At 52.8% G+C, this 13,627-nt stretch carries 11 protein-coding genes; 10 read left to right on the forward strand and 1 reads right to left on the reverse strand.

What is annotated here, in order from left to right; genetic code table 11:
* Positions 1 to 46 precede the first annotated feature (46 nt).
* The 10 genes from V6U78_RS01875 (at position 47) to ligA (ending at position 12,816) form a co-directional block, all read left to right on the forward strand.
* The gene (locus V6U78_RS01875; protein ID WP_405336617.1) at positions 47 to 805 is read left to right on the forward strand and encodes a heme ABC transporter permease; all 759 of its coding nucleotides are present in this window, start codon (positions 47 to 49) and stop codon (positions 803 to 805) included.
* On the forward strand, positions 805 to 1,050 hold the full coding sequence (gene ccmD, locus V6U78_RS01880; RefSeq protein ID WP_405336619.1) for a heme exporter protein CcmD: 246 nt from the start codon (positions 805 to 807) through the stop codon (positions 1,048 to 1,050). Before V6U78_RS01875 ends, ccmD begins: the two co-directional genes overlap by 1 nt.
* Before the next feature lie 48 nt (positions 1,051 to 1,098).
* Positions 1,099 to 1,584: a cytochrome c maturation protein CcmE gene (gene ccmE / locus V6U78_RS01885; RefSeq protein ID WP_405336621.1), complete on the forward strand. Its 486-nt coding sequence runs from the start codon at positions 1,099 to 1,101 to the stop codon at positions 1,582 to 1,584.
* Between the two features lie 10 nt (positions 1,585 to 1,594).
* Positions 1,595 to 3,568 (forward strand): heme lyase CcmF/NrfE family subunit, encoded by a 1,974-nt coding sequence (locus tag V6U78_RS01890; RefSeq protein ID WP_405336623.1) that lies wholly within the window; start codon positions 1,595 to 1,597, stop codon positions 3,566 to 3,568.
* Positions 3,569 to 3,576: 8 nt separating this feature from the next.
* On the forward strand, positions 3,577 to 4,119 hold the full coding sequence (locus tag V6U78_RS01895) for a DsbE family thiol:disulfide interchange protein (protein ID WP_405336625.1): 543 nt from the start codon (positions 3,577 to 3,579) through the stop codon (positions 4,117 to 4,119).
* Positions 4,098 to 4,667, forward strand: a complete 570-nt coding sequence (locus tag V6U78_RS01900; RefSeq protein WP_405336627.1) for a cytochrome c-type biogenesis protein — start codon at positions 4,098 to 4,100, stop codon at positions 4,665 to 4,667. Before V6U78_RS01895 ends, V6U78_RS01900 begins: the two co-directional genes overlap by 22 nt.
* Positions 4,664 to 5,884: a c-type cytochrome biogenesis protein CcmI gene (ccmI, locus tag V6U78_RS01905; RefSeq protein WP_405336629.1), complete on the forward strand. Its 1,221-nt coding sequence runs from the start codon at positions 4,664 to 4,666 to the stop codon at positions 5,882 to 5,884. Before V6U78_RS01900 ends, ccmI begins: the two co-directional genes overlap by 4 nt.
* A 39-nt stretch (positions 5,885 to 5,923) precedes the next feature.
* Positions 5,924 to 9,463, forward strand: coding sequence for a chromosome segregation protein SMC (gene smc, locus V6U78_RS01910; RefSeq protein ID WP_405336631.1), 3,540 nt, complete (start codon positions 5,924 to 5,926; stop codon positions 9,461 to 9,463).
* A gap of 142 nt (positions 9,464 to 9,605) precedes the next feature.
* A complete protein-coding gene (locus V6U78_RS01915; protein ID WP_405336633.1) occupies positions 9,606 to 10,751 on the forward strand; it encodes a cell division protein ZipA in 1,146 nt (381 codons plus the stop codon).
* Positions 10,752 to 10,776: 25 nt separating this feature from the next.
* Positions 10,777 to 12,816 (forward strand): NAD-dependent DNA ligase LigA, encoded by a 2,040-nt coding sequence (ligA, locus tag V6U78_RS01920; protein ID WP_405337078.1) that lies wholly within the window; start codon positions 10,777 to 10,779, stop codon positions 12,814 to 12,816.
* Between the two features lie 80 nt (positions 12,817 to 12,896).
* Here ligA and V6U78_RS01925 read toward each other — a convergent pair whose 3' ends face one another.
* Positions 12,897 to 13,406 (reverse strand): DUF2628 domain-containing protein, encoded by a 510-nt coding sequence (locus tag V6U78_RS01925; protein WP_405336635.1) that lies wholly within the window; start codon positions 13,404 to 13,406, stop codon positions 12,897 to 12,899.
* Positions 13,407 to 13,627: the final 221 nt, after the last annotated feature.

Raw genomic sequence — 13,627 nt, forward strand, 5'->3', positions numbered from 1 at the left:
TGCTTCTCAGTTCAGTAGTTTGATGATGGCTTGAGGTGAGATAATCGTGTGGAACAGACTGAAAACCCTCTATCACCGCTTGGGGTCGCCCAAATGGTTTTATACGCTCACCGGCCGCTGGTTGCCGTGGATTCTGGTGTTAAGCCTTGCCCTGCTCGTGACGGGCAGTATCTGGGGACTGGCAATTGCGCCGCAGGATTTTCAACAAGGCCATAGCTTCCGCATTATTTATATCCATGTGCCAGCTGCCTTTTTGGCGCAATCCATCTATGTGATGATGGCCATCTCTGGTGTGGTGCTGCTGGTCTGGAAAATCAAAATGACCGACATCATTGCCACCGCCTTAGTGCCGATTGGGGCCACGATGACTTTTATCTCCTTGGTCACTGGCGCGATCTGGGGCGTGCCAACCTGGGGTACTTGGTGGATGTGGGATGCGCGCCTCACCTCGATGTTGATTCTTTTCTTCCTTTATTTGGGCATGATTGCGCTGCGCCTGGCGGTCAAACCTCAGGAAACGGCAGCCAAAGCCTGTGCTCTGATGGCGATTGTTGGCGTGGTCAATATTCCGATTATCAAGTACTCGGTTGATTGGTGGTATACCCTGCATCAGCCAGCGACCTTCAGAATTGTTGGCGGCGCTTCCTCAGCGATGCCTGCCTCCATGGCACTTCCTTTACTGGTCATGGTCTTAGGCTTTTATTGCTTCTTGGCCTGGGTGGTGATCGTGCATGCTCGTGCGTTGATTTTACAGCGTGAAGGGCAAGCGGGTTGGGTCAAAGAGTTGATGAAGGAGAAAAACTGATGGATTTCTGGTTCCAGAGTGCGGCTGAGTTTTTTCATATGGGCGGGCATGCCATCTATGTATGGAGCGCCTATTTGATCACCTTTGTGCTGATGGCACTGAATATCGGCGTGCCATGGATGCTGTATCGTGCACAAAAACAACGTTTGGCGCGTCAGTTGAGACGTGAACACACCTTTGCAGCTTCCACAACAACGCCGGTGAGCCCATCAGCTGAGGCGTTACGCTCGTCCCAGAGCCATTGATTTTAAATGATGAGACCTTGCTTGATTGATTGAGTTTGAGGAGAACCCATGACCCCAAAGCGCAAACAAAAGCTGTTGCTGATCGGATTGATGTTTCTGGCCGTCTCAACAGCGGTTGGCCTCTCCCTTTATGCATTGAGTTCGAATATCAATGCTTTTTATGCGCCGATGCAAATCGTGCGTGGTGAAGCGCCGATGGATCGCAATATTCGTGCAGGAGGCATGGTGGTTGAAGGCAGTGTGCAGCGTGATCCGCAAAGCTTAAAAGTACGTTTTGCCGTGACGGATCATGTTGAGCAGGTCTGGATTCAATATGACAAGATTCTGCCGGATCTGTTTCGTGAAGGGCAGGGTGTGGTTGTCGTGGGGCGGCTCAATGATGAAGGCGATATTGTTGCCAGCGAAGTCTTAGCGCGCCACGATGAAAACTATATGCCACCTGAGGTGGCTGCCGCTTTAGAGGCTGCTGGGCAGATGCCAAGTCATTCCCCCTTCCGCCAAAACCAATCCTCTAGCTCAGAAACAGCCTACTAAGGGGTGATGAATGGATGTTCTTTTTTTGCCTGAAATCGGCCAGTTTGCGCTGATTCTGGCGCTCGCTCTCGCGGTTGCTCAGGCGATCCTACCGATTATTGGCAGTGTAACACGCCAGCCTCTATGGATGGCCTATGCGCAACCCGCGGCTTGGGGGCAGTTCTTCCTGCTCTGCGTCAGTTTGGCGATGTTAACAGCCAGCTTCCTGCTCGATGATTTTAGTGTGGCCTATGTTGCCAATAACTCCAACTCGGCCTTGCCTTGGTACTATAAATTTAGTGCAGTCTGGGGCGCACATGAAGGCTCGCTGTTGTTGTGGTTATGGATTCTGGCGGGCTGGACCTTTGCTGTCAGCCTCTCGCGCGGCTTGCCCCTGGAAATGCTCGCGCGCGTGCTGGCTGTGCTGGGTTGGGTCAGTGTGGGTATGCTGCTGTTTGTTGTCATTACATCTAATCCATTTTTGCGCTTTTTGCCTAATATTCCAGCTGATGGCGCTGATTTAAACCCCCTCTTGCAAGATCCTGGGTTAATCTTCCATCCACCGCTGCTTTATATGGGCTATGTGGGTTTTGCCGTCACCTTCTCCTTTGCGATTGCGGCCTTATGGACTGGGCGCTTAGATGCGGCTTGGGCACGTTGGAGTCGTCCTTGGACCACCCTGGCTTGGGCCTTTTTAACGGTGGGGATCGCGATAGGTTCTTGGTGGGCCTATTATGAGCTGGGCTGGGGTGGCTGGTGGTTCTGGGATCCAGTTGAAAATGCCTCACTGATGCCTTGGTTGCTCGGAACCGCTTTGATGCACTCTCTGGCGGTGACGGAAAAACGCGGTGTGTTTAAAAGCTGGACCGTGTTGCTGGCGATCTTTACCTTCTCACTGAGCCTGCTGGGTTTCTTCCTCGTGCGCTCAGGCGTGTTGAACTCAGTGCATGCTTTTGCGAATGATCCCGAGCGGGGCTTTTTCCTGTTGCTGCTGCTCGCCTTTACGGTCGGTGCCTCCTTGCTGATTTATGCGATTCGTGTACCGACCATGCGTGCACGCGTTAACTATAAGCTGATCTCGAAGGATGTCTTTTTGCTGGCGAATAACATCATCCTCGCGGTGGCTTGTATTACCGTGCTGTTAGGCACGATTTACCCGCTGGTACTGGATGCCTTGGATGGCAGCAAAATCTCAGTAGGCCCTCCCTATTTTAATGCGCTGTTTGTGCCACAAATGCTGCTGTTAGGCGTCTTTATGGGTCTCGGCCCACTCACTGACTGGAAGCAGATGCAATGGCAAAAGCTGAAGCGTAAGATCTGGCTCTCGGTTGTATTGACCTTTGTGCTCGGCATACTGGTTCTGCCTTGGCTCTATAACGGCACCTGGTCTTTGCTGGTGGCTGCCGGTTTGTCTCTCTTTGTCTGGATTGTGCTGACCAGTGCACGCGATGTTTGGGAGCATGCACGCGGCAAAAAAGGCTGGAAGGGTGTGACACTGAGCCGTTGGGGTATGTTCTTTGGTCATGTGGGCGCAGCCTTGATCGTGCTCGGCGCGACAATGGTGTCCAACTTTGGTGAAGAGCGGGATGTGCGCATGGCTGTTGGTGATACGGTAGAAGTGCAAGGTTACTTCTTTACCATGACCGAGCTGACGCATCGTGAAGGCCCGAACTTTATTGCTGACCGTGCCTTGGTCGAAGTACGCAACGCCAATGGACGTTTGCTGCGCACCTTGACCCCTGAAAAGCGCCTCTATCCTGTCCGCGGTATGCCAATGACGCAGGTGGCGATTGATTGGGGTCCGTTGCGTGATATTTATGTGGCGATGGGTGAAGAACTCAGTGAAGATGCCTGGGCGATGCGTGTCCACTATAAGCCTTATGTCCGCTGGCTCTGGTGGGGTTCGTTTATCGCGGCCTTCGGTGGATTGCTGGCGATACTCGATCGTCGTTATCGCATCAAGGTGGCAGAAACGCCGCGCAGTGATCGCAAGGCACTCGCCTAGGAGGCATGATGAAACGCTTAGTGCTATTTATTCCGCTGGTGATTTTTATGCTGCTCGGCCTCTTTTTGTACAAGGGGTTGAGCATGGACCCAGCTGCGCGTGATTCGGCCTTGCTGAATCGCCCGCTGCCAGAGTTCAGCCTGCCACGTCTTGATCAACCGGATCTGGTGATGACCCGCGAAGATCTGCTGGGTCAGGTCTTTCTGCTCAATGTGTGGGGCAGCTGGTGCCCAAGCTGCTATGACGAACATGATGAGATCATCCGCATGGCCAATCTGGGTGTGCCGGTCGTGGGGCTGAACTATAAAGACCAGCGTCCGGCAGCCCAGCGCTATCTAACGCAGCTGGGTAACCCTTATACACTCAACCTGTTTGAGCCAGATGGCGTGCGTGAGCTGGCCTTTAATCTTGGTGTCTATGGCGCACCTGAGACTTTTCTGATTGATGCACAGGGTTATGTGCGTTATCACTTGGCTGGGGTGATCACGCCCCGCTTGGTCGATGAAGTGATTCTTCCGGAGGTGCGTCGATGGCAGCAAGCAACGCAGTGAAGCACAAGTTGGGTCGTCATTTTTGGTCCTGCTGGCTGCTCAGCTTGGTGCTGATGGGCAGCGGAATTCAAGCGCAGGCTGCGATTGAGCTCTACGATTTCAGCAGTGAAGAACTCAGATTGCGCTATCAGCAGGTTGGAGGGCAATTACGTTGCCCGATGTGTGAAAATCAGGCCATTATCGATTCTGACTCACCCAGCGCCTTTGATATGCGCCAGGAACTCTATCGCTTGCTTGAAGAAGGCTACACCAATCAAGAAATTATGGAGTTTATGCGTGCGCGCTTTGGTGATTTTATCCTCTATCGTCCGCCCGTGCGCAGTGATACCTGGCTCTTGTGGTTTTTACCGCCCCTACTGGTGCTGCTGGGTCTTCTGTTGATCGGTTTTCTTGTGCGCCAGAATCAGCGCGCGGCTGATCAGGCAGAAGAGGCCCCCTTATCTCACTCAGAGCGCCAATTGCGTTTGAATCGAATTCTTGAACTGGAGTCCAGCTTGTCGGCTTCTCAAACGACACCTCAGGACCCCCAATCTAAGGAATCCTCATGACAAGTTTGTGGTTAGGCATGGCCCTCGTTGGCCTGTGCTGTGCATTATTTCTGCTCTGGCCCTTATGGCTGCGCCCACGTTTAACTGAGCGCCTAGAAGCGCAACAGTATGCTCGTCAGCTGGCCAATATTCAGGTCTATAAGCAAAAGCTGGCGCAGCTGGATCTTGAATTAGAAGAAAGGCGTCTGGATCAGCAAGGCTATCAGCAAGGCCGGACAGAGCTTGAAGATCTGCTGTTGGATGATGCTTCTGATGAAGTCCATGTGCGTCCTTGGGCTGTTCCCAGTCGTGGTTTGCAAGCCATCAGCACCCTGTTGATCTTGGGCTGTGTTTTTTGGGGAAGCTGGGCCTTGTACCAAAAGCTTGGCGCTGCGCAGGGGCTTGAAAGCTACTTTGCGCAACAGGCCCTGATTGAAGAAGGGCAGCGTGATTTTGGTAGCCTGCTGCGTCGTCTTGAAGAAGCGGTGCACAATAATCCTAATGATGCAGAAGGCTGGTCGCTGTTGGTGCGGATTTATATGGATCTTGGTCTGTATGAACAGGGCGCCGAGGCGATGGGTGAGCTGCTGCGTATTCAAGGTCCGCATCCACGTTTGATTGCCCAGCAGGCCCAGGCACTCTACTTTGCCGACCAAGGCCAAATTACTGCGCGGGTTCAGGCGCTGATTGATCAAGCCTTAGCAATGGATGCCTCTGAACCAGCGACACTGAGTTTGCTGGGTATGGCGGCTTACCAGAATGAGCAGTGGGATCAAGCACGTCGTCATTGGGAGGCGGCCTTAGGTCGTGTTCAGAATGTACAAGCCGCTGAATCACTGCGTGAAGGCATCAACGATGTGCGTGCGCGTTTAGGCATGGAGGCTCTGGCTGAAATTGGCCCCAACTTTATCCTTAATCTGGCCCTCAGTGATGCCGCACAGCTGCTGACCAGCCCGCGTGCTACAGTTTTTGTTTATGCTGTTTCTGAGCGTGGTGGTGCACCAGTGGCGGCCACGCGGATTCGTGCTGGTGATCTGCCGATTGCAGTGCGCTTAAGCGATGAGCAGGCCATGACACCGACCAATAACCTGTCCTCGGCCCAGCGTGTGAAGCTTTTTGCACGGGTCTCGATGAGTGGCACTCTGGAAGCTCAAGAAGGCGACTGGCAAGGCGAAAGTGATTGGTTTGAAGTGGATGGCACTCAGCAGGTCGAGTTGTTGATTAATCGTCAGCTATAATGGGCGGCTCTCTCAACCTGGATCAGCTGATTTTACGACATGCGCTTAAAAGCCATTAAACTGGCGGGGTTCAAGTCTTTTGTGGACCCCACCACCGTCACCTTCAAGAGCCAGATGACTGCGGTTGTCGGGCCGAATGGCTGTGGCAAGTCCAACATTATTGATGCCGTGCGTTGGGTGATGGGTGAGTCATCCGCAAAGTATTTGCGTGGTGAGTCGATGACCGATGTCATTTTTAATGGCTCCCAGCAGCGCAAACCGGTCAGTCAAGCCTCCATCGAACTGGTCTTTGATAACCGTGAGGGTCGCTTAGGCGGCCCTTATGCGGATTATGCCGAGTTGGCCGTCAAGCGTCTGGTGACGCGTGATGGCCAGTCCAACTATTTTCTCAATGGCAGTAAATGCCGACGGCGTGATATTACCGATCTGTTTCTGGGCACCGGCTTGGGTGCGCGCAGCTATGCAATTATTGAACAGGGCATGATCTCGCGTCTGATTGAGGCGCGGCCTGAAGAGTTGCGCGTCTACCTTGAAGAAGCGGCAGGCATTTCCAAATACAAGGAGCGGCGTAAAGAAACCGAGAACCGGATTCGTCGCACACAAGAAAATCTTGAACGCTTGGATGATGTACGCGAAGAGCTGGCCCGCCAGTTGGAGCGCTTAGGCCGTCAAGCGGCAGCAGCTCAGCGTTATCAGGAATTACGTCGCCAAGAACGCAGGCTCAAAGCCGAGCTGGCGGTGATGCGCTGGCGCACAGCGGATCAGCAGCTACAGCACAAGCTAGAAACCATCCGGCGTCTAGAAGTTGAAAAAGAAGCCGAACTGGCGCAATTGCGTCAGGGGGAGGCGCAGCTTGAGGCGCGCCGTGAGGCTCAGGAGCAGGCCGCCGCCGAGTTGGAAGCAGCGCAACAACAACTGAATCAATACGATCTGCAGATTGCTCGCCTTGAGCAAGGACTGCAACACCAGCGGCAACGTGAGCGTCAACTTCAGCAGAGTTTGGATGAGGCTCAACAGCAACAGGCCAAGGTTGAAGCCGCTTTGGCAGCAGATCAGGCCCAATTAAGTCATATCCACCAGACTTTGCAGACATTGGCTCCTCAAGTCGCAGAGCTGCAACAAGCAGAGCAACACCAGCTGGCGATACAGGATGAGCTGGAGCAGGCCTATCAGCAGTTACAAGAAACCTGGGATGCCTTTTATCGTAAGGCTGAGGCTGAACAGCAGCGCGCGACCTTAGCGCAGGCCAAAATTCAACAGCTTGAGGCGCAGCGTCAGCGCCTCACTCAGCAAGAAGAACGGCTCCAGCAGCAACAAGCTGGGCAGCAGGAAGATTGGATGGCGCTCCGTCTTGAGGAAGTCGAACTCGAGCGTGAAGCCATTGAGGAGAGCCTGCTTGAGTTACAAGAAGAGCTGCATGCGCTGCAGCAGCAACAAGAACAGCTTGAGCAGCAGAGCAAAGAACAACGTCAGCTTCAACATCAGCAAGCCACGCAGCTTCAGCAGCAACAAGGGCGCTTGGCTTCGTTACAGGCTTTGCAGCAGGCCGAGCTAGAAGGGCAGGATGCCGAGCTGGAGACCTGGTTAGAGCAGCAGGGATGGGCTGATTATCCGCGTCTTGGTGCTTGGCTGGCCACACCGCCAGGGTGGGAAAAGGCATTTGAGGTGGTTTTAGGCTCAGCCTTACAGGCTTTTTTGGTGCCACCCACTTCTGCCCTAGCCACCGCGTGGCTTGCCCCTCCTAGCGGTGAATGTCGCTGGTTTGTTCAGCCAGATCCTTTGACTTCGGCTGAGCTGGAGCCGCAGGTGGGCTGCTGGGCTGGCTCGCTTGGGGCCATGTTGGATCAAGCTGTTGAGCTGCCCGCTTCAGTGCGTCAACTTTTGGCACTCTATCGTCCTGCAGATTCCTTAGCCGATGCCTTGGCACACCAAGCGGATTTGGCACCTGGGGAGGCATGGATCACGCCCACAGGAGATCGTGTGTTGGCCGATGGCGGTATGCTGCTGGCCAGTCAACAAAGCCAAAGCGGTGTGTTGCTCAGGCAAAAGGCTCTGCGTGACCTTGAAACACAGATCGCCTCGCTCGAAGAAGCCTATGCCCTTTCTGAGGCACAGCAGGAAGCCAGTCAGCAGGCCAAAGAGGCACTGCAACACGAGCAGCAGCAATTACAGCAGCGCCTGCAAGTCGAGCAGCAGCAGCTGAATCAGTTGATGACCGAGCAGGTGCGCCTCAGTGAGCAGCAGCGTTCTGCCGCCGAGCAGCAGCGTCAACGCGAGGAGCAAGCCGCCGAGCTGGAGGCCGAACGTGAAGAGCTGAGCGAGCAGTTACAGCTGGTACGCGAAGAATGGGAAGAAGCCCTGCTGCAGCTCGAAGCCCATGCCGAAGAGCGCGCACAGCTGGATGCACAGCGTCAGCAGTTGCGTACTGAGCGCGAGGCACAAAAGATCCAGCAGCGGAGTATGACCAGTCAATGGCAGGCTGCACAGCTGAAATACCAAGAGCTGATCACCCAAGAGCAGGCCTGTCAGCAGGCCATGCAGCGTTTAAGCGAGCAGCGTCAGTTGCACCTTGAACAGACCGAACAGCTACAACTGGACCTCGAGCAGTTACGTGATCCAGATGATTTGCAGATGGCTGAACTCGAAGAACGGCTCGAGCAGCGCTTAGATCAAGAAGAGCAGGTTGCACAGATACGTCAGGTGTTTCAGCAGGTACAAGAAGCTCAAAAACAGTTGGAACAGCAACGGCAGGTTTATGAAAAGCGTCTGGATGCCTTGCGTCAGGAGCTTGAAGAGCAGCGTCTGCAGCAGCAGTCCTTGATGGTGCAAAGAGATCATCATCTTGAACATTTACAGCAAGAAGGTCTGAATTTAAAGGAAGTCCTGGAAGAGTTGAGCGATACGGTTTGTGAATCAGAATGGCAGGAAGCCTTACATAAAGCGCAGGAGCAGATACGCCGCCTTGGTGCCATTAACCTGGCTGCGATTGAAGAATACGATCAACAGGCCGAGCGTAAGCACTATCTGGATGCGCAAAATGCAGAATTGTGCGAAGCGCTGGAGACCCTCGATCAGGCGATTAAGCGGATAGATCGAGAAACACGGCAACGCTTCAAGGACACCTTTAATCAGGTCAACCAAGGACTGCAAACACTTTTCCCCAAGGTCTTTGGCGGCGGGACGGCCTGGTTGCAGCTGACGGGAGAAGATCTGCTCGAAACCGGTGTCAGTATTATGGCGCGCCCACCCGGCAAGAAAAATGCGACCATTCATCTGCTCTCTGGTGGTGAAAAGGCCTTGACGGCACTGGCGCTGGTTTTCTCGATCTTTGAGCTGAATCCTGCGCCCTTTTGTATGCTAGATGAAGTCGATGCACCGCTGGATGATACGAATGTTGGGCGTTATGCGGCGCTGGTCAAGGAAATGTCAGCCTCGATTCAATTTATTTACATTACGCATAATAAGCAGGCGATGGAAAGTGCAGAGCAGTTGATGGGGGTGACGATGCAAGAGCCTGGCGTTTCGCGTCTGGTGAGTGTGGATCTAGAAGAAGCGGCAGCTCTGGTTGGAGAGAGCTAGTGCCAGATGGAGTCTAGGCCGTATTTTCGCTATTCGCATTGCAGCAAAGTTGCTAATATCAACCGCTTGAATAGCCAGTTTTAGCGCAGAGTCAGTTTAAACACCGAATCACAGTCTATTGAGTAGGAAGGTGAGTATTGTTATGGGGTTGCAGTTAGGGTTACTTGGTTTGGGTTTGGCTGTTTTTGCGCTCATCCTTTGGGATGCCTTGCGTCGTCGCCGTCGTGCGGCTGAAGAGGCTGAACAGGATGCTGAAGAATATGCCGATCCAGAAGAGCAGGCACGTCGCGAGCAACTAGAGCGTGAATTACCGAGCCTCACTTCTGCTGAGCAGCCGCGTACTCGCCAAAGTCTCGATCCTCTTTTTGATCACGTTGAAGTCTTTGACGATGATCCGATTCCTGTATTAACGCAAAAAACACCACCGCTTGATCAAGGCTTGTTTGAGGATCGTCAGACTGGATCAACAGCAGAAACAGCTTTTAAACCAAGTTTAGAAACCATGCGAGAACTTTTTTCGCATGATCCTGGTTTTGCTGAAGCCTCACAGGCCGCAGCACAGTCGCGTCAAGTAACTGATTCAGTATCACCTAGCACGAGAGAAGATACTTTTTCGACAGCAGCCGATGCGGATTGGCTTGAGATGAGTGACTCACAGCAGGCGTTTTTTGAAGATGCTGATCTTGATGCACATGCTCGCGAAGCTGATCACCATGATCTTGAAGACTTGAACATCACACCGCCGAGTTCAGCAACATCGGCTCATCCTCAGTCGACCATGTCAACCACCATGCAACAGATTACAGAGCTTGAGAAAACCACTTGGAAGCTGGCCGAAGAATTTATCACCTTAAATGTCACGGCCCAGCCAGGTCAGTTGTTTAGTGGTGCACTTTTACAAAAGGTGGCCCAGACCATCGGTCTCGAGCTCAGTGCGAATGGTTTTTATCATTATGTGGAGCCACAAGGCACAGGCCTCGGCTATTCTTTGATGAATATGTACAGCCCAGGGCGCTTTGATCCTTCGCAGTTAGATCAAGTGGCCACCAGTGGTTTGGTGCTGGTGATGCCTCTGCCTGGCCCCAAGGATGCCAAACAGGTGTTTGAGCGTATGCTGGCGACAGCGCAGATTTTTGAGCATAACCTGCAAGCTGAATTGCAAGATGAGCAGCGTAGTAATCTGACTCAGCAAACCATCGAGCACTATCGCCAGCGCATTCAAGATTTTGAGCGCCAGAGACGTTTGAAGAAAATGAAGGCAGGTCGCCACGACGCTGCTGCTCCCTAGTTAAAGTGAATGAATCTCCATGAGTCTGTCCTCTCTTGATGCGGCATCAGCAAGCCGCTACCAGCAGCTGATCCAGCAGCTTCACTATCATAATTATCGCTACCATGTTCTCGACGACCCCCTGATTCCAGATAGTGAATATGATCAGCTGTATCGTGAACTGCAACAGCTTGAAAGCGATCATCCCCAACTCATTGATGCCTACTCCCCCACTCAGCGGGTCGGAGCACAACCTCTGGGGCGTTTTCCAGAGATCCAGCATCAGGTACCGATGCTGTCCTTGGGCAATGTGTTTGATGCGGATGGGCTGAGTCGTTTTGTCAGGCGCATTCAGCAGGCCCTTGAGGATTTAGGGCGTGCGGATCAGCCGCTGGAGTTTTGTTGTGAACCCAAACTTGATGGTCTGGCGGTCAGCCTGATCTATCAAAACGGCCGCCTGGTACAGGGTGTGACACGGGGAGATGGACAAAGCGGTGAAGGTATTACTGAGAATCTACGCACCCTGCCCAGTATTCCGCTGCTGCTGCAGGGCGAGGCCTGTCCTGAATACCTTGAAGTGCGTGGTGAAGTCTATATGCTGCGCAGTGCTTTTGAGGCGATGAATGCCCGAGCGCGTGAGCAGGATAGCAAGGTTTTTGCCAACCCGCGCAATGCGGCGGCGGGTAGCTTGCGCCAACTTGATCCGCGCATCACCGCCCAGCGGCCGCTAATTTTTACTGCCTACCAGGTCGCGCAGATCAGTCAAGAAATCACACTCGAAACCCACAGTGCGGCGATGCAACAACTCGAAGCCTGGGGGTTCAAAATCAGTCGCCAGTTGCAGCTGGTGCAGGGTGAGCAGGGCTTGATCGACTACTGCGAGCAATTAGCACAGCAGCGTGATGCCTTGCCTTTTGATATTGATGGTGCCGTTCTCAAGTTGAATAACCTGCGTTTACAGGCTGAGCTGGGCTTTCGCTCACGCGAGCCACGTTGGGCGGTGGCATATAAATATCCTGCGCAAGAAGAGACTACCCAAGTGCTGGATGTGGAGTTTCAAGTTGGACGTACAGGGGCGATCACGCCTGTCGCGCGCCTCGCGCCGGTGCAGGTGGCAGGAGTGATGGTCTCCAATGCCACCTTGCATAATATGGATGAAATCGCGCGTCTGGATCTACGCCGTGGTGATCATGTCATCATACGTCGAGCAGGCGATGTGATTCCTCAAGTCGTGCGTGTGCGCCTGGATTTGCGTCCAGCCGAGACGCAGGTCATCGCGCCACCCAAGGTGTGCCCTGTTTGTGAGTCTCGGGTCGAGCGTGCTGAAGGCGAAGCGGTTTATCGCTGTTCTGGTGGCTTGTACTGCGCTGCCCAGCGCAAAGAAGCTCTCAAGCATTTTGCCAGTCGTAAGGCGCTAGATATTGAAGGCTTAGGTGAGAAGCTGATTGATCAACTGGTTGAAAAGCAGTGGGTCACCACGCCCGCTGATTTGTATCAGCTCACTGATGCGCAGCTGAGCCAGCTTGAGCGTATGGGGCCCAAATCAGCTGCGAATTTGGTGGCGGCCATTGATAAGAGCAAACACACCAGCTTGGTGCGTTTTATCTATGCACTGGGTATTCGTGAAGTGGGTGAAACCACCGCAGCCAACCTGGCGCGCCATTTCGGCCAGCTGGAAGCCTTGATGCAGGCCGATCTTGAAAGTCTACTAAGTGTTGAGGATATCGGGCCGATTGTGGCGCAGCATCTGTTGGCTTTCTTTGCTGAGCCACATAATCGTCAGACGCTGACGCTGCTCTTACAGGCGGGCCTCCACTGGCCTGAAGTCAGCCAGCAGCGTGAAGACCTGCCTCTGGCTGGACAAACCTGGGTGCTGACAGGCAGCTTAGAAAGCCTGACACGCGATCAAGCCAAGGCGCGCCTTGAAGCCTTGGGAGCGAAGGTGTCGGGGAGTATCTCGAAAAAAACCAGCCAGCTGGTGGCCGGTGCAGCGGCAGGATCCAAGCTGACGAAGGCTGAAAGCCTGGGGGTACCCGTGATGGATGAAGCGCAATTGCTTGCACACTTGGCTGAGTTGGAAGCCTGATGATAAAAAAGCCTGCTTTTTATAGCAGGCTTTTTTAGAGTCAGATCATGACGACTGGACTGCATCTCGCCGTGTTGGCTTTAGTAGTAATAACCTGAGCTAGCAGCACCGCCAATAAATGCGAACATGGCAATGGTACTGATGATGATTAAGCCGTAGACAATCGCAGCGACCCAGATGACCCAAGAATGAAAGCCACCAAAGGAGTACATGGCATTAATTTTTTCTTGTTCTGTCCCCATCAGGGTATTTTTCAGATCAGTATAACGTTTAATAACGAAGTAGCTTGAGCTGCCACCAATTGCAATGGCAGCGATCAGTGGGCCAACAAAAGGAATAAAAGAAGATAAAATAGCGGCAAAGAAAGCACCTACTGCAGGCAGGTAAGCTTTACGATAGAGCAAAAAAGCCCAGCCAAAAAAGAAAGCCCACCAGCTCCAATGCCATTTAAAGCCAAGCACGCCGGCTTGCGTCATTTTAGCTAATCCCTGTTGGTAATAAGCCATCTTTTCGGGTTTCTGAATATAAGCCTCAAAAAGCTTACCTTCATTAACCTCTGTCGTTTCCGTGGTTGAAGTCATATCGTTCATCTTGTCCTCGATATAAAAAGAAGCATTAAAAAATTGATCATACAATAAGATTTTTAAAAAGTTGAGTGGATTTGTGTGAACGATCAATAAAAATAATCTTGTGTGATGAAATTCACTTTTTAGACTGAGGGTGGACTGAAAAGAGAGCAGCAATTTCAGCAGGTTTCTTTTGTGGGGTTACCTTAGGTTTTAAAGTGAGATCTGCTAAGATAGCTGCTTTT

Origin of the sequence: Marinospirillum alkalitolerans, assembly GCF_045055655.1 — a bacterium.
In the GTDB taxonomy this organism is placed as follows: domain Bacteria; phylum Pseudomonadota; class Gammaproteobacteria; order Pseudomonadales; family Halomonadaceae; genus Marinospirillum; species Marinospirillum alkalitolerans.

What these genes read in the sequence shown, in the direction of transcription:
- V6U78_RS01900 (WP_405336627.1), top strand. Translation starts at nt 4,098, where the DNA reads ATGGCAGCAAGCAACGCAGTGAAGCACAAGTTGGGTCGTCATTTTTGG.
- V6U78_RS01895 (WP_405336625.1), top strand. Translation starts at nt 3,577, where the DNA reads ATGAAACGCTTAGTGCTATTTATTCCGCTGGTGATTTTTATGCTGCTC.
- ccmD (WP_405336619.1), top strand. Translation starts at nt 805, where the DNA reads ATGGATTTCTGGTTCCAGAGTGCGGCTGAGTTTTTTCATATGGGCGGG.
- ccmE (WP_405336621.1), top strand. Translation starts at nt 1,099, where the DNA reads ATGACCCCAAAGCGCAAACAAAAGCTGTTGCTGATCGGATTGATGTTT.
- V6U78_RS01915 (WP_405336633.1), top strand. Translation starts at nt 9,606, where the DNA reads ATGGGGTTGCAGTTAGGGTTACTTGGTTTGGGTTTGGCTGTTTTTGCG.
- ccmI (WP_405336629.1), top strand. Translation starts at nt 4,664, where the DNA reads ATGACAAGTTTGTGGTTAGGCATGGCCCTCGTTGGCCTGTGCTGTGCA.
- V6U78_RS01925 (WP_405336635.1), bottom strand. Translation starts at nt 13,406, where the DNA reads ATGAACGATATGACTTCAACCACGGAAACGACAGAGGTTAATGAAGGT.
- smc (WP_405336631.1), top strand. Translation starts at nt 5,924, where the DNA reads ATGCGCTTAAAAGCCATTAAACTGGCGGGGTTCAAGTCTTTTGTGGAC.
- V6U78_RS01890 (WP_405336623.1), top strand. Translation starts at nt 1,595, where the DNA reads ATGGATGTTCTTTTTTTGCCTGAAATCGGCCAGTTTGCGCTGATTCTG.